Genomic DNA, 19,340 nt, shown 5'->3' with positions numbered 1-19,340 from the left:
GCCGGGCCAGGCTTGCGGCGGCGGCCCGGGCGCGGGTTTTCGCGCGGGCCCAAGCGGCGGGTTTGCTCAACCATCGTGGCAGCAAAAGCTCGGTCGGAAGAGGCAGGGCAAATTCACAATGTGAAAAGCACAATCGCAATTTGAAAATTCACGAACCCTGTGCCAAACTGCGCGCCGACCTTTTAGAACCCGTTTGAGGAGACACCATGTCAGCCGTGCCTGAATCGTTCTTGGGCGCGTCGGCCTTTGATGCCGATGCGCAAGAAACCCGTGAGTGGCTGGACGCCTTGTCCGCCGTCATCGATTCAGAGGGGCGTGATCGCGGCCATTTCCTGCTCGAACAATTGCTCGAGCACGCACGCCAGCACGGCGTGGACCGCCCGTTCTCGGCCACCACCGGCTACGTGAACACGATTGCGCCGGAAGATGAAGCCCATTGCCTGGGCAACCTGGAGATCGAGGAGCGCCTGCGCGCCTACATGCGCTGGAACGCGATGGCGATGGTCGTCAAGGCCAATCGCCTGCACCCGGCCGATGGTGGCGACCTCGGTGGCCACATCTCGTCCTTTGCCTCGGTCGCCACGATGTTCGGTGCTGGCTTCAACCACTTCTGGCACGGCGACGACGGTGTGCACGGTGGCGACCTGCTCTACATCCAGGGCCATTCTTCGCCCGGCATCTATGCCCGCGCCTTCATGGAAGGCCGCATCAGCGAGGAGCAACTCCTGAACTTCCGCCAGGAAGTCGACGGCAAGGGCCTGTCCAGCTACCCGCATCCGAAGCTGATGCCGGAGTTCTGGCAGTTCCCCACCGTCTCGATGGGCCTGGGCCCACTGATGGCGATCTACCAGGCCCGTTTCCTGAAGTACCTGCATGCCCGTGGCATTGCCGACACCAGCAAGCGCAAGGTCTGGGTCTTCTGCGGCGACGGCGAGATGGACGAGCCCGAAAGCCTGGGCGCCATCGGCCTGGCCGCGCGCGAAAAACTCGACAACCTGATCTTCATCGTCAACTGCAACCTGCAGCGCCTGGACGGCCCGGTGCGCGGTAACGGCAAGATCGTGCAGGAGCTGGAAGGCGAATTCCGCGGTGCCGGCTGGAACGTCATCAAGCTGCTGTGGGGCAGCTACTGGGACCCGCTGCTGGCGCGCGACAAGGACGGCCTGCTGAAGAAGGTCATGATGGACACGCTGGACGGCGACTACCAGGCCATGAAGGCCAATGACGGTGCCTTCGTGCGCAAGAACTTCTTCGGCCGCCATCCGAAGCTGCTGGAAATGGTCGCCAAGATGAGCGACGACGACATCTGGCGCCTGCAGCGCGGCGGCCATGACCCGCAGAAGGTCTACGCCGCCTACCACCAGGCGGTCAACACCAAAGGCCAGCCCACGGTCATGCTGGTCAAGACCGTCAAGGGCTTTGGCATGGGCAAGGCCGGCGAAGGCAAGAACACCGCCCACCAGGCCAAGAAGCTGACCGACGAGGACATCAAGGCCTTCCGTGACCGCTTCAACATCCCCATCCCCGACAGCGAGCTGGCTTCGCTGCCGTTCTACAAGCCGGCCGAAGACACGCCGGAAATGCGCTACCTGCACGAGCGCCGCCAAGCCCTGGGCGGCTACCTGCCCAAGCGCCGCGTGAAGGCCGAAGAGTCGCTGCCGGTGCCGGACCTGCCGTTCTTCCAGTCGGTCCTGGACCCGACGGCCGAAGGCCGCGAGATCTCGACCACCCAGGCCTATGTGCGCGTGCTCGGCGCGTTGCTGCGCGACAAGCAGCTCGGCCCGCGTGTCGTGCCCATCCTGGTGGACGAAGCACGCACCTTCGGCATGGAAGGCCTGTTCCGCCAGATCGGCATCTACAACCCGGAAGGCCAGAAGTACACGCCGCAGGACCGCGACCAGGTCTCCTACTACAAGGAAGACAAGGCCGGCCAGATCCTGCAGGAGGGCATCAACGAAGCGGGCGGCATGGGCTCCTGGATCGCCGCGGCCACGTCGTATTCGACGAACAACCGCGTGATGATCCCGTTCTATGTCTACTACTCGATGTTCGGCTTCCAGCGCATTGGCGACATGGCCTGGGCCGCGGGCGACATGCAGGCGCGCGGCTTCCTGCTGGGCGGCACCTCGGGCCGCACTACGCTCAATGGCGAAGGCCTGCAGCACGAAGACGGCCACAGCCACATCCTGGCCGGCACCATCCCGAACTGCGTCAGCTACGACCCGACCTTCGCGCACGAAGTCGGCGTGATCATGCAGCACGGCCTGAAGCGCATGGTCGAGAACCAGGAAAACGTCTTCTACTACCTGACCCTGCTGAACGAGAACTACCCGATGCCTGGCCTGAAGGCTGGCACCGAGGCAGAGATCATCAAGGGCATGTACCTGCTGGACGAGGCCGCCAAGGGCAAGAGCGCCACCGTCAACCTGCTGGGCTCGGGCACCATCCTGCGTGAATCGCAGGCTGCCAAGGAACTGCTGGAGAAGGACTGGGGCGTTGCGGCCAACGTGTGGAGCTGCCCGAGCTTCAATGAGCTGGCCCGCGACGGCCAGGCCTGCGAGCGCTGGAACCTGCTGCACCCGACCGAGACCGCACACGTGCCCTTCGTGACGCAGCAACTGGGTGCACATTCCGGCCCGGTCATCGCCTCGACCGACTACATGAAGAACTACGCCGAGCAGATCCGCGCCTTCATCCCCAAGGGCAAGACCTACAAGGTGCTGGGCACCGACGGCTTCGGCCGCAGCGACTTCCGCAGCAAGCTGCGCGAGCATTTCGAGATCAACCGGCACTACATCGTTGTCGCAGCGCTGAAGGCGCTGGCCGATGAAGGCACGGTGCCAGTCGCGAAGGTGGCAGAGGCGATCGCCAAGTACGCCATCAAGGCCGACAAGATCAACCCGCTGTACGCCTGACGCGCGGCTTCCACCAACCCCTGACAAAGAGACAAGACATGGCATTGGTAGAAGTGAAAGTGCCCGACATCGGGGACTTCAAGGACGTGGCCATCATCGAGTTGCTGGTGAAGGTCGGCGACACCATCCAGCCGGACCAGAGCCTGGTGACCGTCGAGAGCGACAAGGCCTCGATGGAGATCCCGGCCACCGTGGGTGGCGTGGTCAAGGAACTGAAGGTCAAGCTGGGCGACACCATCAGCGAAGGCTCGGTGCTGCTGGTCGTCGAAGCAGAAGGCGCCGCTGCGCCCGCAACGCCGGCGCCGGCGCCCGCGGCTGCCGCTCCGGCACCTGCACCCGCGCAGGCTGCCGCACCGGCGCCCGCGCCAGCTGCAGCGCCGGCCGGCCCGTCGCGAATCGAAGTTGTCGTGCCCGACATTGGCGACTTCAAGGACGTGGCCATCATCGAGCTGCTGGTTAAGGTCGGCGACACGGTCAAGGCCGAACAAAGCCTGCTCACCGTCGAGAGCGACAAGGCCTCGATGGAGATTCCGTCGTCGCATGCCGGCGTGGTCAAGGAGCTGAAGGTTGCGCTGGGTGACAAGATCAACCAGGGCCAGCTGATTGCCGTGCTGGAAGGCGAGGGCGCTGCTGCGCCTGCGCCCGCGCCGGCCGCAACGCCCGCTGCCGTACCCGCGCAAACCGTCACCGCCGAAAGCCGCGCACCGGGCACGCTGACCAGCGCGCCGGTGGAGCGCACCGAGCCGACTGCGGCGCTGCCCGCACATGAACCCGGCACGCCCAACGGCCAACTGCCGCACGCCTCGCCCAGCATCCGCAAGTTCGCACGCGAACTCGGCGTGCCGCTGGCCGAGGTCAAGGGCTCAGGCCCCAAGGGCCGCATCACCCAGGGCGACCTCGAAGGCTTCGTCAAGAACGTGATGGCCGGCGCAGTCCAGACTGCCGCGCAAAAAGCCAAGGCGCCTGCGGCGGCCACTGGCGGCGGCGCCTTCCCTGGCCTGTTGCCGTGGCCCAAGGTGGACTTCGAGAAGTTCGGACCCATCGAGCGCAAGGACATGAGCCGGATCAAGAAGATCTCCGGTGCCAACCTGCATCGCAACTGGGTCGTGATCCCGCACGTCACCAACCACGACGACGCGGACATCACCGAGCTCGAAGCCTTCCGCGTGCAGCTCAACAAGGAAAACGAGAAGAGCGGCATCAAGGTCACGATGCTGGCCTTCATGATCAAGGCCACCGTGGCCGCGCTGAAGAAGTTCCCCGAGTTCAACGCCAGCCTGGAAGGCGAGGGCGACGCGCAGAAGCTGGTGATGAAGCAGTACTTCCACATCGGCTTCGCGGCGGACACGCCCAACGGCCTGGTGGTCCCGGTGATCAAGGACGCCGACAAGAAAGGCATCTTCCAGATCAGCCAGGAAATGAGCGACCTGGCCAAGAAGGCGCGCGACGGCAAGCTGGGCCCGGCCGACATGACAGGCGGTTGCTTCAGCATCTCCAGCTTGGGCGGCATTGGCGGCAAGTACTTCACGCCCATCATCAATGCGCCTGAGGTCGCCATCATGGGCGTCTGCAAGAGCAGCATCGAGCCGGTATGGGACGGCAAGGCCTTCCAGCCGCGGCTGATCCTGCCGCTGTCGCTGAGCTGGGACCACCGCGTGATCGACGGCGCTGCCGCCGCTCGCTTCAACGTCTATTTCGCTTCGTTGCTGGCGGACTTCCGCCGCATCGCACTTTGATCAGGAGCACGACATGGCACTGATCGAAGTGAAAGTCCCGGACATCGGCGACTTCAAGGACGTGGGCGTCATCGAGTTGCTGGTCAAGCCTGGCGACACGGTGAAAGCCGACCAGAGCCTGATCACGGTGGAGAGCGACAAGGCCTCGATGGAGATCCCGTCGTCGCACGCCGGCGTGGTCAAAGAGCTGAAGCTGAAGGTGGGCGACGTCGTCAACCAGGGCTCGGTGATGCTGACGCTGGAGGCGGCTGAAACCTCTGCCGTTCGGGCTGAGCCTGTCGAAGCCCCAGGCCCTTCGACAAAGCCTTCAGTCCTGAGCCCGGTCGAAGGGTCAGGACGAACGGAGGGGGCGGTGGCGGCGCCATTCGCACCAGCGCCCGCAGGGTCCTACAGCGGCACGGTCGATCTCGAGTGCGACGTGGTTGTGCTCGGCGCCGGCCCCGGCGGCTACTCGGCTGCTTTCCGCGCCGCCGACCTTGGCTTGAAGGTGGTCATCGTCGAGCGTTACGCCGTGTTGGGCGGCGTCTGCCTGAACGTTGGCTGCATCCCGTCCAAGGCGCTGCTGCACGTGGCCGCGGTGATGGACGAGGTCAGCCACATGGCCGCCCTCGGCGTCGAGTTCGGCGCGCCCAAGCTCGACATCGACAAGCTGCGCGGCCACAAGGACAAGGTCGTCGGCAAGCTGACCGGTGGCCTCACGGCGATGGCCAAGATGCGCAAGGTCACGACTGTGCGCGGCGTCGGCCAGTTCATCGACCCGTACCACCTGCAGGTCGAAGAGACTGAAGGCGCCGAAGGGCAAGCCAGGACCGGCGCGAAGAAGGTCTTGCGCTTCAAGAACGCCATCATTGCCGCTGGCTCGCAAGCCGTGCGCCTGCCGTTCTTCCCGCAGGACGAGCGCATCGTCGACTCCACAGGCGCGCTGAGCCTGAAGGCCGTGCCGAAGAAGATGCTGATCGTCGGCGGCGGCATCATCGGGCTGGAAATGGGCACGGTCTATTCCACGCTGGGCGCGCGCCTGGATGTGGTCGAAATGCTGGACGGCCTGATGCAGGGCGCAGACCGCGACTTGGTCAAGGTCTGGCAAAAGCTCAATGCCCCGCGCTTCGACAACATCATGTTGAAGACCAAGACCGTGGGCGCCACGGCCACGCCCGAAGGCATCAAGGTGCAGTTCGAGGCGGCCGACGGCACCAAGAGCGAACAGACCTACGACCTGGTGCTGCAGGCCGTGGGCCGCACGCCCAATGGCAAGAAGGTTGGCGCCGAAAACGCCGGCGTGGCCGTGGGCGACCGCGGCTTCATTCCGGTCGACGTGCAGATGCGCACCAACGTGCGCCACATCTTCGCGATCGGCGACCTGGTCGGCCAACCGATGCTGGCGCACAAGGCGGTTCACGAAGGGCACGTCGCCGCCGAAGTCATCGCTGGCGAAATCAAGGGCGATGACGCGCTGGCCAAGAGCCAGTTCGACGCCCGCGTGATCCCCAGCGTCGCCTACACCGATCCCGAGGTCGCGTGGGTCGGCCTCTCCGAGGACCAGGCCAAGGCGCAAGGCATCAAGGTCAAGAAGGGCCTGTTCCCGTGGACGGCTTCGGGCCGGGCGATTGCCAACGGCCGCGACGAGGGCTTCACCAAGCTGCTGTTCGACGATTCGCCCGAGGCCCACGGCCATGGCCGCATCCTCGGCGGCGGCATCGTCGGCACACATGCCGGCGACATGATTGGCGAGATCGCGCTGGCCATCGAGATGGGCGCCGACGCAGTGGACATCGGCAAGACCATCCACCCGCACCCGACGCTGGGCGAAAGCCTGGGCATGGCGGCGGAAGTGGCGCATGGCTCCTGCACGGACCTGCCGCCGCAGAAGCGCTGAGCCGGCCGTTCATGGCCAACGCCAGGGAGCCGCACCCGCAAGGGCCGGCTCCTTTTCATTTCCGGCTCAGCGCGGCCCGTCGCAGGCGATGCGCTTCATCGGGAAGTCGATGCCACGCAGCTGGCCATTGCGCGGCCCTTCGATGCGCGCCAGCAGCCTGTCGTTGCCCACCGCCTGGTAGATCACCGTCTGCGGAAAGTCGTGCTGCGGGTTGCTGAAGCGCGCCTGGCGGTCACCGGCGGCGGCCAGCGCAAAGGCGGTCGGCGGCCGGCCTTGCGGCTGCGCCACGAAGCTGAGCTTGCCGGTCGGGTCCAGCTGGAACTGCATGAACTCGAATTCGCGCAGCTGGCCGCGCTGGATGGTGCGGCTCATGCCCAGCATCGCACCGCCGGCTGGCGCCATCCATTGCTCCACGGTGCCGGCTTCGCCGCCTTCGATCTGCCAGCAGCCTGCGAGCCAGGCCACCGGGGTGAACGGATCGGCGGCGGCCTGTGCGTGCAGGGGCGGACTGGCGGCCAGAAAGGCGGTGCTGGCCAGCGCGGCCAACAACTGGCGTGAAGCAGGAAACATGGGTGGCTCCGGCAGTGAATGCCGGAGATTTTGGCCCGGCCGCGCTTGCGCGATCAGCCGCTCAGCGCACCGGGCCTTCGGCGACGATGCGCCAGTCCGCACCCTGCTGGCCCCAGTACTGGCGTACCACCCGGTCGCGCTTGACGGTGGCACCGGCGCGTTCGCGGAAAGTCACGACCAGCATCGGCGTGTGGTCGCGCCAGGTCAGCACACTCACTTCGTCGACCGCGGCCGGTGGCACATTCAGCCGGCTGCGGAACCGCTCGGCCTGTTCGCCGGTGACCGCCAGCGTGGCGTTGGGCGCGTACAGCGGGTCCAACAGCGCGGGCGTGCCTTGCAGCCTGGCCCGCTGCCAGGCCGCCCAGGTCTGCTCGAAGCTGGCTGGCAACGCGCCAGCCTGGGCAGGCGCCACCCATTGGATCTCGCGGGTGATGACCACGGGGGTATCGCGCTCAGGCAGCGTTGCCATCAACTGCAGCAGGTCGTCGTTGGCCATCGCCACGCAGCCGTCGCTGTCCAGCGGCGGACGTGAGTAGGTGCTGGTCGGCACGCCGTGCAGCAGGATGCCGCTGCCGGTGCGGCCGTCGTTGCGGTCCAGTGCGTTCGGGTAGTTCAGCGGCAGCGCGCCGGCACCGAAGCGGATGTCCAGCTGGGCATGCGCCACCGCGTTCAGCGTGTAGTACACGCCCAGCGGCGTCTTCTGGTCGCCCTCGGCATGCTTGTCCACGCCTTGCTTGCCCACCGAGACATAGAAGTCCCGCACCAGCTGCAGGCCTTGCGCGTCATGGCGGAACAGGTACAGGCGCGAACGCGAGGCGTCCACCACGACGGCATGCGGCACCGAGGCCGGCAGCCGCACGAGTTCGGCCGGCACCAGGCCGGCGGGCGGGCGCTGCTGCAGCGCGCGCAGGCGGGCCATGGCTTCCTGCTGCAGGCCGCTCAGTGCGTCGACTGTGCCGGAGGCTTGAGGTGCCGCAGCCGGCCTGCCGAAGCCCGCCAGCGGCTGCACATGGGCGGCCAGCAGGTCGGCGTGCAACAGTTGGCCGAGGCGGAACTGCGGGTAGTCGTGGGAGAGGGCAGTGGTGACCTGCAGCGCGGCGTCCAGCCGGCGCTCACCCACCAGGCGGTAGGCGGCCAGCAGGCGGCTTTCGGCGCTGCCGCTCAAGGCCTCGGGTTCGGCGACCTCGCTGTCGCGCCAGGTCGGCAGTTCGTCGGCCAGCTTCAGCTTGCTGCCGCCGCGCATGGCATCAGGTGCCACGGCGGCGCGGGCGTCCCAGGCGTGGCGCCCTTGTGCGGCCCAGCCGAGCAGCAGGGCACCGGCCACCAGGCTCAGCAGCCATGCGCCGCGGCGCCGGGTCGTCAGGGGGCGTTGTTCACTCGTCATCGAATCAGGTCAGGGGCAACGGGCCAGGACATGTCAGGCCGCCACCAGGGCAAGGCCGGTGGCAGGCAGGCTCAGCCGCCGACGGACTCTTGCTTGATCTGCCATTTTCCGTGATCCGAGCGCTGCAGTTCCAGCGTTTTGCGACCGGTCGTGCTCAAGGTGTCCGAGCTGTAGGCCTGGCGGAAGCGCACCGTGGCCTGATTGCCCTTGACCTGCACGCTCAGGTCCGCCAGTTCAACACGGATCTTCTTGCGCGGTGCGATGCGGGCCTCGCGGTCCTGCTCCCAAGCCTTGCGCGAGGCGGCGCTGCCCTTGAAGTCCGGTGCGTAGGCCGCGAAATAGCCGCTCATGTCGCGGCTGCTCCAGGCGGCGGCCCAGGCCCTGACGGCGGCTTCGACCTCGGCCTGGCCTTCCGGTGCGGCGGCCGGCGTCGGCTTGGCCGGTTCAGGCTTGGCGGGTTCCGGTTTCGGCTTGGCAACGGCTACAGCCGTGCTGGCCGGCGCGGCGGCAGCGGAAGGCGCGATCGCTGGTGTTGGTGCCGGTGCCGACGGGGCCACGGCAGGTGCCGCGGCAATGACTGGCGGCTTCTTGCTCGGCATCGGCGGCGGGGCCACGTTGGGCGCGGCCGTCAGTTCACGCAACAGCGCCAGCTTGGGCGCGCTGGTGGCATCGTTCTTGTCCAGCTGCAGCGCCTTGTTGTAGGCCTGGCTGGCGAGCTGGGCGTACACGTCGCCGAGGTTCTGGTAAGCGGTGGCGTAGGTCGGGTTGGTGCGGATCGCCTTGTCCAGCGCTTCGCGGGCCTTGTCGTAGTCGCCCATGGAGCCGTAGATGACCGCCATGTTGTTGTACGGCGCCGGCATGTCCGGGTGGTCCTCGACCAGCTTCTGGAACACCGTCAGCGCTTCCTGCTTGCGGTCCAGCATGGACAGCGCCACCCCGCGGCGAAAGCGCATTTGCGCATCCTTGGGGTTGCGCGCCAGGGTTTCGTCGATCAGCTTGAGCGCCTGGGTGTGTTGGCCATCGCGGATCAGGCGTTGCACTTCGGTGGCTTCAGCCGACACCGCGGCCGGCTTTGCGGCGGCCGCGGGGGCGGTCTGTGCGGCTGCGGGCAGGCTGACCAACGCGCCCAGGGCCAGCAGCCAGCCACAGGACAGGCTTCGCACCGGCCTGGCGGCCCGGTCAGCGTGAAGAATCGCCTGGGACGCAAGAGGGGCACGGGCAAACAGCATGGGCAGGGCGGTCAGATGGCAAGTTGGCAGGCAAGCAACAAAATGGGCCGGGCGGCGACTGGGCTGCCCAAAGCCCGCCGAGTCTATCCAAATTCAGGTGTTTCACTGGGCCGAACCGCGCTGCGCATGCGCAAAGCCCGCGGGTTATGCCCCGTTTCTGCGTCGATTTTGCAGCTTTGATGCCGGCCGGGAGAAGGTATAAGGGCGACAGAGAAAACGGAAACCTGCCCATGAGTTTGATTCGCCAAGTCTGGTTGTTGCTGCTGCTGACGCTGGCGCTGGCTTTTGCCGGCGCGTTTGGCCTGTCCATGTTGTCGGCCCGGCAATACCTGGCCACGCAACTGGCCATGAAGAACCACGACAGCGCGCAATCGCTGGCCCAGACTTTGGCCGGCCAGCATGGCGACCTGCCCAGCATGGCCGCCACGCTGGACCGCCAGTTCGAGATTGGTTTCTACGAGCACCTGCGGCTGCGCACGCCGCAAGGCGCCACGCTGCTGTCGCGCGAAGCGCCCCCCATGGCCGATGGCGTACCGGACTGGTTCGTCGACCTGTTGTCGCTGCACCCCACGCAAGGCCTGGCGCCGGTGGTGGCCGATGGCGTCAGCGTCGGTTCGCTGGAAGTGTTGGGCCACACCCGCTTTGCCTACCGTGAGCTGTGGCGCGGCATGCTGCGCACTTTGTCCGCGTTTGCACTGCTGGCGATTGCACTCGGCGCGCTGGCCCACCTGCTGCTGCGCCGCATCCGCGTGCCGCTAGAGGCCACAGTGCGCCAGGCCCAGGCCCTGACCGAGCGCCGCTTCATCACCGTCAGTGAACCTTCGGTGCCCGAGCTGCGCAATGTGACCCGGGCGATGAACCTGATGGTCGACCGCCTCAAGGCCATGTTCGACGAGCAGGCCGGCCAGGTCGAGATGCTGCGCCGGCAGGCCAATTGCGACCCGTTGACCGGCGTCTCGAACCGGCCGCATTTCATGAGCCGGCTCAAGGGCCTGCTGAGTTCGGAAGATGGTGTGGCCGGTGGCGCGCTGCTGCTGGTGCGCATCAGCGACCTGCAGGGCCTGAACCGCCGCCTGGGTCGCGTGGCGACCGACGCGATGCTGCGCGAGGCCGGCCACGCGATCATCGACTCCGCCACGCGTGTCGGCTCCTTCGAGGTCGGCCGGCTGAACGGCTCCGACTTCGCGATGCTGCTGCCTGAAGCGGCGTCGCTGCGTGAACCCGCGGTAGACGTGTCGGCCAGGCTGCGCAGCCTGCTGCGCGAGTCTGGCCGCGAGCGGCTGGGCGGTGTCTCGGCCGTGGTCGGTGCGGTGCGTTGGTGGCACGGTGCGCCCATTTCATCGCTGCTGGCCGCGGCTGACCAGGCGCTGGCACGGGCCGAAGCCAAGGGCGCGTTTGCGGTTGAGCTGGACGACACCGGCGACGGCGTGATGCTGGGCGAAGACAGCTGGCGCTCGCGCATCGAAGCCGCGTTGACGGCAGAGCGCGCGCACCTGGTCGAATTCCCGCTGATCGACGCCTCCCGCGCCGTGCTGCTGCGCGAATGCCCGCTGCGCCTGCAGCTCGACGAAGCTGCCGAGCCGCTGTCCGGTGCCAAGTGGTTGCCGATGGCGCGCCGTACCCAGCTGACCGCCCGCATCGACCTGGTCGCTGCCGAGCTGGCCTTGCGCGCGATTGCCCGCGACGGCATCCCGCGCTCAGTCAACCTCAGCCCGCACTCGCTGAAAGACAGCGCGCTGATGCCGCAGCTGCGCGGCTTGCTGGACCTGCACCGCGCCGCCTCGCCCGGGCTGTGGCTGGAAGTGGATGAAGCCGGCGCGTTCAACGAATTGCGATTGCTGCGCGAACTGGTCAGCATGGCGCACGCCCATGGCGCCCGTGTCGGCCTGGAACATGCCGGTGCCCACATTGCAGAACCCGGGGTGCTGCTCGAAGCCGGCCTGGACTTCATCAAGCTCGACGCCAGCGTCACCGAAGGCCTGGCCCACGACGACGCCCGCATCCAGCACGTGGCCAGCAGCGTGCGCATGCTGCATGGCCTGGATCTGAAGGTCTACGCCGAAGGCGTGGCCGACGCGGCCGACGCCGACGCGCTGTGGCAATGCAACATCGACGGCATCACCGGCCCCGCCGCGGTCCCGGCGGATGCACTGGCCGCCTGAATGTCGTCCGCACCGGAAATTCCCGACCCGGACCCGATGCCCCAGCCCCCGTTCCAGCCCGACCTGGACGCCTGCTGCGGCAACGGCTGCGACCCCTGCATCTTCGACCTGTACGACCTCGCGATGGATGCCCACCGCCAGGCCATGCGCGCCTGGCGGGCACGGCATCCCGATTCGGCGATGGGCAGCGCCTGACGCGAAAAGCGGGCGGCTAGAGGATGTCGCCCGTGTGCACCTCGAAGCGGCCGGTCTTGCGGTCTTCGAAGAAGTGCAACAGGGTGTCGCGCACGGTGCGGAAGGCGATTTCGTCCCACGGGATTTCATCTTCGCGGAACAGCTTGGCTTCCAGGGTTTCCGGGCCGGGGTTCAGCGAGGTGTCCCGCATGCGGGCCAGGTAGAACAGGTGCACCTGGCCGACGCGCGGCACGCTGAGCACGGTGAACAGGCCCTGCATCTCGATCTGCGCGCCGGCTTCTTCGTCGGTTTCGCGTTCTGCGCCCTGGGCAGTGGTTTCACCCAGCTCCATGAACCCGGCCGGCAGCGTCCACAGGCCGTAGCGCGGCTCGATGGCGCGGCGGCACAGCAACACCTGGTCCTGCCAGAAGGGCACCGTGCCCACCACGTTGAGCGGGTTTTCGTAGTGCACCGTGTGGCACTGGCTGCACACCGCGCGCGGACGGCTGTCGTCGGCCGGCACGATGTAGGCGGCGGGTGAACCGCAGGCGCGGCAGTGACGAATGGAGCGCTCAGGCAGCATGGCCTGGCAGTGTAGCGGGCAGGCCGCAGGGCTTTGCCGGCCGCGTGGCATCATCTTTGTCCAACCCTCGTTTCCTCCCTCATTTGCCGCCGGTTGCCGCCACGGCGCCGGCCCCCGTGCCGCCATGAGCCTTGTCTTTCCTGCCCCCGCCGCCGTCACCGTGCCAGTCGCAGGCACCAGCAGCGATCAATTCCCGGTGCGCCGCATCTACTGCGTCGGCCGCAACTACGCCGAACATGCGATCGAGATGGGTGCCACAGGCCGCGAGCCGCCGTTCTTCTTCATGAAGCCGGCCGACGCCATCCTGGTGGTGCCCCAGGGCGAGGCCGGCCAGATGGCCTACCCGACGCTGACCAAGAGCCTGCACCACGAAGTGGAGCTGGTGGTGGCCATCGGCAAGGGCGGCAAGGACATCAGCGCCGAAGCCGCGGGCGAGCACATCTGGGGCTATGCCATCGGCCTGGACATGACGCGCCGCGACCTGCAGAACGACATGAAGAAGCAGGGCCGCTCCTGGGAGATCGGCAAGGCCTTCGAGCAGTCGGCGCCCATCGGCCCGCTGCATCCGGCGGCCAGCACCGGCGAGCTCGGCAGCGGTGCGATCACGCTGGAGGTCAACGGCGAACTGCGCCAGCGGGGCGATCTCTCGGACTTGATCTGGAACGTGCGCGAAACCATTGCGGTACTGAGCCAGGGCTGGGAGCTGGCCCCGGGCGACCTGATCTACACCGGCACGCCGGCCGGCGTTGGCGCGGTCAAGGTGGGCGACACCCTGCGCTGCGAGATCACCGGCCTGGGCAGCCTGGTGGTCGAGATCGTCGCCGGAGCGTGACACGAAACCCGCCATGGAGCTCTACAACTACTTCCGCTCTGCCGCCTCGTACCGGGTGCGCATCGCGCTGGCGCTCAAGGGCCTGGCCTACGACTACAAGCCGGTGCACCTGGCGCGCAGCGAGCAGATGGGCGAGTCGTACGCCGCCGTGTCGGCCACCCGGCTGGTGCCGCTGCTGCGCGACGGTGATGCCTCGGTGCACCAGTCGCTGGCCATCATCGAGTACCTGGACGAGACGCATCCCGAGCCGCCGCTGCTGCCGGCCGACCCGCTGGGCCGGGCCCGGGCCCGCGCGCTGGCGCTGGACATGGCCTGCGAGATCCACCCGCTGAACAACCTGCGCGTGCTGCGCTACCTGGTCAAGGACCTGGGCCTGTCCGAAGAAGACAAGACCCGCTGGTACCGCCACTGGACCGAGACCGGCCTGGCCACCGTCGAGCGCCAGCTCGAAGCGCAGGCCGGCCGCTACAGCATCGGTGACACGCCGGGCTTGGTCGACTGCGTGCTGGTGCCGCAGATCTTCAACGCCCAGCGCTTCCAGTGCCGGCTGGACCATGTGCCGCAGGTCATGAAGGTGTTCGACGCCTGCATGGCCTTGCCAGCGTTCAGCGAGACGCATCCAGCGCGCTGTCCCGATGCCGAATGAGTCGGTGACGGATTCGATCTGGCTGCATGCCAGCGGGCTGCCAGCCGAGGTGGGCGGACTGATGAGCACGCGTGCCGGCGGTGTCAGCCTCGGCCCCTGGGCCAGCCTGAACCTGCGGCCACCGGGCCTGCGCGGTGACAACCTCGACGCGCCCGAGTCGATCTGGCGCAACCAGCTGCGCTTTGCCGCCGCGCTGGGTGGCGCCAAGCCGGTCTACCTGGACCAGGTGCACGGCACGCGCGTGGTGCAGCTGCGGGCCGGCGAAACGCCGGTGGACGCGCAAGGCCAGCCGGCTGATTTTTGGCAGGCGGACGCCAGCATCACCACCGAGCGCGGCCTGGCCTGCACGGTGCTGGTGGCCGACTGCCTGCCGGTGCTGTTTTCGGCGCCGCAGGGCCGGGCGGTGGGCGCAGCGCATGCGGGTTGGCGCGGGCTGGCCGGCGGCGTGCTGCAGGCCACGCTGGCGGCGCTGTGCGAGGCGGCGGACTGCCAGCCTCGCGAGGTCTCGGCCTGGCTGGGCGCCTGCATCGGGCCGCAGCGCTTCGAGGTGGGAGACGAGGTGCGCATTGCATTTGGTGCCGAACCGGGTGACCCCTGTTTCCGACCGGCCGCGACGCCAGAAGGCTCGTCGCCGAAATGGTGGGCCGACCTGCCGGGCCTGGCGCGCCGCCGGCTGCGCGCGGCCGGCGTGCAGCAGCTCAGCGGCGGCCAGTGGTGCACGGCGAGCGATGCCGTGCGCTTCTACTCCTACCGGCGTGACGCGGGTGTGACCGGCCGGCACGCTGCGGCCATCTGGCGACGCTGAGCCGCCAGGTTTCAATCGGGCGCCGGGGCCGCGCTGTCGTTTAACGACGGGTTGACAGTCGGGTTGCCAGCCGGGCCGGGCTGCGCGGCGTGCTCGGCCTCCCATTGCTGTTGTTCGGCCAGCCGGCGGGCGCGCCGTCGCATGGGTGCGCCCATGACATAGAGCAAGATGGCCAGGGGCATCACGCCGTATAACAAGAACGTGAACAGCGCGCCCAGCACGCTGCCCTCGGTGGCGGTGGCCTCGGCCAGCGCCATCATCAGCGCGACGAAGATCCAGGCGGCGGCGACGATGTGCATTTTTCGGGATGTGGTTCGCAATGTCGCTTAACGGAAATCGAGGCCTTGCTGCGGTAAGCTGCATCAGGGCCTCGGGCCTTGTCGCATGCGGCAAGCCACCGCCGGGCTGATCAAGAGGAGACAAGCCTTTGAACAAGCGTTTTACCCCGTCGTCGTTCGAAGACATGGGTGGCCAGGCGCAGGCCCACGCCGATGCCTTTGGCCATGCCGTCGGCAACCTGCTGAAATCGTGGTCCGGCATCAGCCTGCCAGCGCCTGCGCTCACACAGTTGCGTGACGATTATCTGCAACAGGCGACCGCGATCTGGAACGGCGTGCTGGCCAACAGTGCGACGGGTGCCGGCGAAGCAACTGTCGAGACCAAGCCGCTGGCCATCACCGATCGGCGCTTCGCCGCCAAGGACTGGGGCAGCCATCCCGGCAATGCCTTCACCGCGCAGATGTACCTGCTGAACAGCCGCATGCTGCTCAAGCTGGCCGATGCGCTGCAGGGTGACGACAAGACCCGGGCCCGCGTGCGCTTTGCCGTCCAGCAGTGGGTGGACGCGGCCAGCCCGAGCAACTTCATCGCGCTGAACCCAGAGGTGCAGCGCAAGGCGCTGGAGACCCGCGGCGAGAGCATTGCGCAAGGGCTGCGCCAGCTGTTCCATGACCTGCAGCAAGGCCATGTCTCGCAGACCGACGAGAGCCTGTTCGAGGTCGGCCGCAACGTGGCGACCACCGAAGGTTCGGTGGTGTTCGAGAACGCGTTTTTCCAGCTGATCGAATACAAGCCGCTGACGGCCACGGTCTTCGAGCGGCCGATGCTGTTCGTGCCGCCATGCATCAACAAGTACTACATCCTGGACCTGCAGCCGGAGAACTCGCTGATCCGCTACACGGTATCGCAAGGCCACCGCGTGTTTGTCGTCAGCTGGCGCAATCCGGACGACAGCATGCGCGCCAACACCTGGGACGACTACGTCGAGCAAGGCGCCATCCAGGCGCTGCGCACGGTGCACGAAATCACCGGCGCCAAGACCTTCGACACGCTGGGCTTCTGCGTTGGCGGCACCTTGCTGGCGACTGCATTGGGCGTGCTGGCGGCGCGCGGCGAGCAGCTGGCCGCCTCGGTCACGCTGCTGACCACCTTCGTCGATTTCTCGGACACCGGCATCCTGGACCTGTTCGTCGACGAGGCCTCGGTGCAGCTGCGCGAGATGACGCTGGGGGCCGAAGCGCCGGGCGGCCCGGGCCTGCTGAAGGGCCAGGAACTGGCCACCACCTTCAGCTTCCTGCGGCCCAACGACTTGGTGTGGAACTACGTCGTCGGCAACTACCTGAAGGGCGAGACGCCGCCGCCGTTCGACCTGCTGTACTGGAACAGCGACTCGACCAACCTGCCGGGCCCGATGTACTGCTGGTACCTGCGCCACACCTACCTGCAGGACGAGTTGAAACAGCCAGGCAAGCTGACCGTCTGCGGTGTGCCGCTGAACCTGGGCCTGATCAAGGCGCCCGTCTACCTCTACGGCTCGAAGGAGGACCACATCGTGCCGTGGAAGAGCGCCTATGGTTCGACCAAGGTGTTCAAGGGCCCCAAGCGCTTCGTGCTCGGCGCCTCCGGCCACATTGCCGGCGTGATCAATCCGCCGTCCAGCGGCAAGCGGTCCCACTGGATCAACGAAGGCCTGCCGCCCACGGCCGACGAATGGCTGGCTGGTGCCAAGGAACATCGCGGCAGCTGGTGGCCCGACTGGAGCCAGTGGCTCGCCAGCCATGCCGGCAAGCAGGTGCCAGCGCCGAAGGCGCCGGGCGGCAAGCAGCACAAGGCCATCGAACCCGCACCCGGCCGCTACGTCAAACAGCGCGCTTGACCCGATGGCCGCAGGCCTCGCCAACGCGCATCCTCAATACCGGCACCTCTTTCAACGCCGCGCGCCGCCGTTTGCCGCGCGGCCCGAATCCACAGCAAGGAGTCTCATCCCATGACCACCGACATCGTCATCGTCGCCGCCACCCGCACTGCCGTCGGCAAGTTTGGCGGCAGCCTGGCCAAGACACCGGCGCCCGAGCTGGGCGCCACCGTCATCAAGGAGCTGCTGCGCCGCACCGGCCTGGCCGGCGAACAGATCAATGAAGTCATCCTCGGCCAGGTGCTGACCGCTGGCTCCGGCCAGAACGCGGCCCGCCAGGCCGTCATCAAGTCCGGCCTGCCGAACGGCGTGCCGGCCATGACCATCAACAAGGTCTGCGGCTCGGGCCTGAAGGCGGTGATGCTGGCCCTGCAGGCCATTCGCGATGGCGACAGCGAGATCATCATTGCCGGTGGCCAGGAAAACATGAGCCTGGCGCCACACGTGCTGCCGGGCTCGCGTGAAGGTCAGCGCATGGGCGACTGGAAGCTGGTCGACACCATGATCAGCGATGGCCTGTGGGATGTGTACAACCAGTACCACATGGGCATCACCGCCGAGAACGTGGCCAGGCAGTACAGCATCAGCCGCGAAGCGCAGGACGCACTGGCCCTGGCCTCGCAGCAGAAGGCCGCCGCCGCGCAGGACGCGGGCAGGTTCAAGGACGAGATCGTCGGCGTCAGTCTGGCGCAGAAGAAGGGCGATCCCATCGTCTTCGACGCTGACGAATTCATCAACCGCAAGACCAACGCCGATGCGCTCGCCGGCTTGCGCCCAGCCTTCGACAAGAGCGGCTCGGTGACTGCCGGCAATGCCTCCGGCCTGAACGACGGCGCGGCCGGCGTGGTCGTGATGACGGCTGCCAAGGCAGCCGCGCTGGGCCTGACGCCGCTGGCCCGCATTGCCAGCTACGCCTGCGCCGGGCTGGACCCTTCCATCATGGGCATGGGCCCGGTGCCGGCTGCGCGCAAGGCACTGGCCCGCGCCGGCTGGAAGGCGGCCGACCTGGACCTGCTGGAAATCAACGAAGCTTTCGCCGCGCAGGCCTGCGCGGTGCATCAGGAAATGGGCTGGGACACCAGCAAGGTCAATGTCAACGGCGGCGCCATCGCCATCGGCCACCCGATCGGTGCATCCGGCGCCCGCATTCTGGTCACGCTGCTGCACGAGATGCAGCGCCGGGATGCCAAGAAAGGCATTGCCTCGCTTTGCATCGGCGGTGGCATGGGTGTTGCACTGACGGTCGAGCGTTGAACCGCAGCAACAAGACGCAGGGAATGTACGGACGTGTGCGGCGGAGCCGACGCGCCATAGTGGTTTGAAATCGCTGCTTTCCCTTCGATATGCAAGCTCAGGAGATAAAAGACATGACTCAAAAAGTGGCGTATGTGACCGGCGGCATGGGTGGCATCGGGACCGCGATCTGCCAGCGCCTGGCCAAGAGCGGCCTGACGGTCATTGCCGGCTGCGGCCCCAGCCGAGACTTCAACAAGTGGCTGGACGAACAGCGTGCGCTCGGCTTCACGTTCCACGCCTCGGTGGGCAATGTTGCGGACTGGGAATCCACCGTGCAGGCCTTCAAGACCGCCAAGTCAGAGCATGGCCCCATCGACATCCTGGTCAACAACGCCGGCATCACCCGCGACCGCATGTTCCTGAAGATGACGCCCGAGGACTGGCATGCAGTCATCGACACCAACCTGAACTCGATGTTCAATGTCACCAAGCAGGTGGTGCCCGACATGGTCGAGCGCGGCTGGGGCCGGGTCATCCAGATCTCGTCGGTCAACGGCGAAAAAGGCCAGGCCGGCCAGACCAACTACTCTGCCGCGAAGGCCGGCATGCACGGCTTCACGATGGCGCTGGCGCAGGAAGTTGCCGCCAAGGGCGTGACGGTCAACACGGTGAGCCCTGGCTACATCGGCACCGACATGGTCCGCGCCATCAAGCCCGAGGTGCTCGAACGCATCGTTGCGACCATTCCCGTCAAGCGCCTGGGTGCGCCCGAGGAAATCGGTGCGATCGTGGCCTGGCTGGCCGGCGAAGACTCCGGCTTCACCACCGGCGCCGACTTCTCCTGCAATGGCGGCCTGCACATGGGCTGAAGCCTGCGGTCTTTCGCGGCAGCCTGACGCTGCGAGAGGCCTGGTGCCGGGATACCCGCTCGGGTGCCCTGGCACAGTCGCTTTTCGGCGATTTTTTGGCAGCCCACCGCATCCCGGGCGCCGCAACGA

16 protein-coding genes are annotated in these 19,340 nt (G+C 67.2%); 11 read left to right on the top strand and 5 right to left on the bottom strand.

Annotated elements, in window-relative coordinates; all coding sequences use genetic code 11:
* Window positions 1-206 precede the first annotated feature (206 nt).
* Genes aceE through lpdA form a run of 3 tightly spaced genes read left to right on the top strand, consistent with a single transcriptional unit; the run spans window position 207 to window position 6,527 of the window.
* Window positions 207-2,915 carry a pyruvate dehydrogenase (acetyl-transferring), homodimeric type gene (aceE, locus tag ACAH41_RS27965; protein ID WP_370538702.1) on the top strand — a complete coding sequence of 903 codons (2,709 nt, stop codon included), beginning with the start codon at window positions 207-209 and terminating at the stop codon, window positions 2,913-2,915.
* A 38-nt stretch (window positions 2,916-2,953) separates the two neighbouring features.
* On the top strand, window positions 2,954-4,651 hold the full coding sequence (aceF, locus tag ACAH41_RS27960) for a dihydrolipoyllysine-residue acetyltransferase (RefSeq protein ID WP_325655681.1): 1,698 nt from the start codon (window positions 2,954-2,956) through the stop codon (window positions 4,649-4,651).
* A gap of 13 nt (window positions 4,652-4,664) precedes the next feature.
* Window positions 4,665-6,527 carry a dihydrolipoyl dehydrogenase gene (gene lpdA / locus ACAH41_RS27955; RefSeq protein WP_325655680.1) on the top strand — a complete coding sequence of 621 codons (1,863 nt, stop codon included), beginning with the start codon at window positions 4,665-4,667 and terminating at the stop codon, window positions 6,525-6,527.
* Window positions 6,528-6,593: 66 nt separating this feature from the next.
* Here lpdA and ACAH41_RS27950 read toward each other — a convergent pair whose 3' ends face one another.
* The 3 genes from ACAH41_RS27950 to ACAH41_RS27940 all read right to left on the bottom strand — a co-directional run bounded on the left by ACAH41_RS27950 (window position 6,594) and on the right by ACAH41_RS27940 (window position 9,710).
* Window positions 6,594-7,097 (bottom strand): DUF6265 family protein, encoded by a 504-nt coding sequence (locus ACAH41_RS27950; protein WP_325655679.1) that lies wholly within the window; start codon window positions 7,095-7,097, stop codon window positions 6,594-6,596.
* Between the two features lie 61 nt (window positions 7,098-7,158).
* On the bottom strand, window positions 7,159-8,481 hold the full coding sequence (locus tag ACAH41_RS27945) for a L,D-transpeptidase (protein ID WP_325655678.1): 1,323 nt from the start codon (window positions 8,479-8,481) through the stop codon (window positions 7,159-7,161).
* Between the two features lie 71 nt (window positions 8,482-8,552).
* Window positions 8,553-9,710, bottom strand: coding sequence for a tetratricopeptide repeat protein (locus ACAH41_RS27940; RefSeq protein ID WP_325655677.1), 1,158 nt, complete (start codon window positions 9,708-9,710; stop codon window positions 8,553-8,555).
* A gap of 230 nt (window positions 9,711-9,940) precedes the next feature.
* Between ACAH41_RS27940 and ACAH41_RS27935 the strand changes: the two genes are divergently transcribed.
* Window positions 9,941-11,872 (top strand): EAL domain-containing protein, encoded by a 1,932-nt coding sequence (locus ACAH41_RS27935; RefSeq protein ID WP_325655676.1) that lies wholly within the window; start codon window positions 9,941-9,943, stop codon window positions 11,870-11,872.
* Window positions 11,873-12,067, top strand: coding sequence for an oxidoreductase-like domain-containing protein (locus ACAH41_RS27930; protein ID WP_325655675.1), 195 nt, complete (start codon window positions 11,873-11,875; stop codon window positions 12,065-12,067). It abuts the gene before it with no gap.
* 16 nt (window positions 12,068-12,083) lie between these two features.
* On the opposite strand, the gene ACAH41_RS27925 is transcribed toward ACAH41_RS27930, so the two are convergent.
* Window positions 12,084-12,629, bottom strand: a complete 546-nt coding sequence (locus ACAH41_RS27925) for an NUDIX hydrolase (RefSeq protein ID WP_325655674.1) — start codon at window positions 12,627-12,629, stop codon at window positions 12,084-12,086.
* A gap of 124 nt (window positions 12,630-12,753) precedes the next feature.
* On the opposite strand from ACAH41_RS27925, the gene ACAH41_RS27920 reads away from it, so the two are divergent.
* Genes ACAH41_RS27920 through pgeF form a run of 3 tightly spaced genes read left to right on the top strand, consistent with a single transcriptional unit; the run spans window position 12,754 to window position 14,912 of the window.
* Window positions 12,754-13,461, top strand: coding sequence for a fumarylacetoacetate hydrolase family protein (locus tag ACAH41_RS27920; protein WP_325655673.1), 708 nt, complete (start codon window positions 12,754-12,756; stop codon window positions 13,459-13,461).
* A gap of 13 nt (window positions 13,462-13,474) precedes the next feature.
* Window positions 13,475-14,107, top strand: coding sequence for a maleylacetoacetate isomerase (gene maiA, locus ACAH41_RS27915; RefSeq protein ID WP_325655672.1), 633 nt, complete (start codon window positions 13,475-13,477; stop codon window positions 14,105-14,107).
* Window positions 14,097-14,912 (top strand): peptidoglycan editing factor PgeF, encoded by an 816-nt coding sequence (gene pgeF / locus ACAH41_RS27910; RefSeq protein WP_370538701.1) that lies wholly within the window; start codon window positions 14,097-14,099, stop codon window positions 14,910-14,912. The genes maiA and pgeF overlap by 11 nt, the downstream gene beginning before the upstream one ends.
* Before the next feature lie 11 nt (window positions 14,913-14,923).
* Here pgeF and ACAH41_RS27905 read toward each other — a convergent pair whose 3' ends face one another.
* Complete coding sequence (locus ACAH41_RS27905) at window positions 14,924-15,211, bottom strand: hypothetical protein (RefSeq protein WP_325655671.1); 288 nt, start codon at window positions 15,209-15,211, stop codon at window positions 14,924-14,926.
* 164 nt (window positions 15,212-15,375) lie between these two features.
* Here ACAH41_RS27905 and phaC point away from each other — a divergent pair, with 164 nt between their 5' ends.
* From phaC to phbB, 3 genes are all read left to right on the top strand, one after another.
* Window positions 15,376-17,067, top strand: a complete 1,692-nt coding sequence (gene phaC / locus ACAH41_RS27900) for a class I poly(R)-hydroxyalkanoic acid synthase (protein ID WP_325655683.1) — start codon at window positions 15,376-15,378, stop codon at window positions 17,065-17,067.
* 111 nt (window positions 17,068-17,178) lie between these two features.
* Window positions 17,179-18,360 (top strand): acetyl-CoA C-acetyltransferase, encoded by a 1,182-nt coding sequence (locus ACAH41_RS27895; protein WP_325655670.1) that lies wholly within the window; start codon window positions 17,179-17,181, stop codon window positions 18,358-18,360.
* 113 nt (window positions 18,361-18,473) lie between these two features.
* Complete coding sequence (gene phbB / locus ACAH41_RS27890) at window positions 18,474-19,211, top strand: acetoacetyl-CoA reductase (protein ID WP_325655669.1); 738 nt, start codon at window positions 18,474-18,476, stop codon at window positions 19,209-19,211.
* The last annotated feature ends 129 nt before the right edge of the window (window positions 19,212-19,340 follow it).

Origin of the sequence: Ideonella sp. (assembly GCF_041287625.1) — a bacterium.
Lineage (GTDB): Bacteria > Pseudomonadota > Gammaproteobacteria > Burkholderiales > Burkholderiaceae_C > Ideonella.
The sequence above is the reverse complement of the archived record's forward strand: the minus strand, read 5'-3'. Positions and strand labels throughout refer to the sequence as shown.

Bases quoted from the DNA above. Each gene is read 5' to 3' on its own strand.
- aceE (WP_370538702.1), top strand. From the start codon at position 207: ATGTCAGCCGTGCCTGAATCGTTCTTGGGCGCGTCGGCCTTTGATGCC.
- lpdA (WP_325655680.1), top strand. From the start codon at position 4,665: ATGGCACTGATCGAAGTGAAAGTCCCGGACATCGGCGACTTCAAGGAC.
- ACAH41_RS27920 (WP_325655673.1), top strand. From the start codon at position 12,754: ATGAGCCTTGTCTTTCCTGCCCCCGCCGCCGTCACCGTGCCAGTCGCA.
- pgeF (WP_370538701.1), top strand. From the start codon at position 14,097: ATGCCGAATGAGTCGGTGACGGATTCGATCTGGCTGCATGCCAGCGGG.
- ACAH41_RS27895 (WP_325655670.1), top strand. From the start codon at position 17,179: ATGACCACCGACATCGTCATCGTCGCCGCCACCCGCACTGCCGTCGGC.
- ACAH41_RS27945 (WP_325655678.1), bottom strand. From the start codon at position 8,481: ATGACGAGTGAACAACGCCCCCTGACGACCCGGCGCCGCGGCGCATGG.
- ACAH41_RS27950 (WP_325655679.1), bottom strand. From the start codon at position 7,097: ATGTTTCCTGCTTCACGCCAGTTGTTGGCCGCGCTGGCCAGCACCGCC.
- ACAH41_RS27940 (WP_325655677.1), bottom strand. From the start codon at position 9,710: ATGCTGTTTGCCCGTGCCCCTCTTGCGTCCCAGGCGATTCTTCACGCT.
- maiA (WP_325655672.1), top strand. From the start codon at position 13,475: ATGGAGCTCTACAACTACTTCCGCTCTGCCGCCTCGTACCGGGTGCGC.
- phbB (WP_325655669.1), top strand. From the start codon at position 18,474: ATGACTCAAAAAGTGGCGTATGTGACCGGCGGCATGGGTGGCATCGGG.
- ACAH41_RS27905 (WP_325655671.1), bottom strand. From the start codon at position 15,211: ATGCACATCGTCGCCGCCGCCTGGATCTTCGTCGCGCTGATGATGGCG.
- phaC (WP_325655683.1), top strand. From the start codon at position 15,376: ATGGGTGGCCAGGCGCAGGCCCACGCCGATGCCTTTGGCCATGCCGTC.
- ACAH41_RS27925 (WP_325655674.1), bottom strand. From the start codon at position 12,629: ATGCTGCCTGAGCGCTCCATTCGTCACTGCCGCGCCTGCGGTTCACCC.
- ACAH41_RS27935 (WP_325655676.1), top strand. From the start codon at position 9,941: ATGAGTTTGATTCGCCAAGTCTGGTTGTTGCTGCTGCTGACGCTGGCG.
- ACAH41_RS27930 (WP_325655675.1), top strand. From the start codon at position 11,873: ATGTCGTCCGCACCGGAAATTCCCGACCCGGACCCGATGCCCCAGCCC.
- aceF (WP_325655681.1), top strand. From the start codon at position 2,954: ATGGCATTGGTAGAAGTGAAAGTGCCCGACATCGGGGACTTCAAGGAC.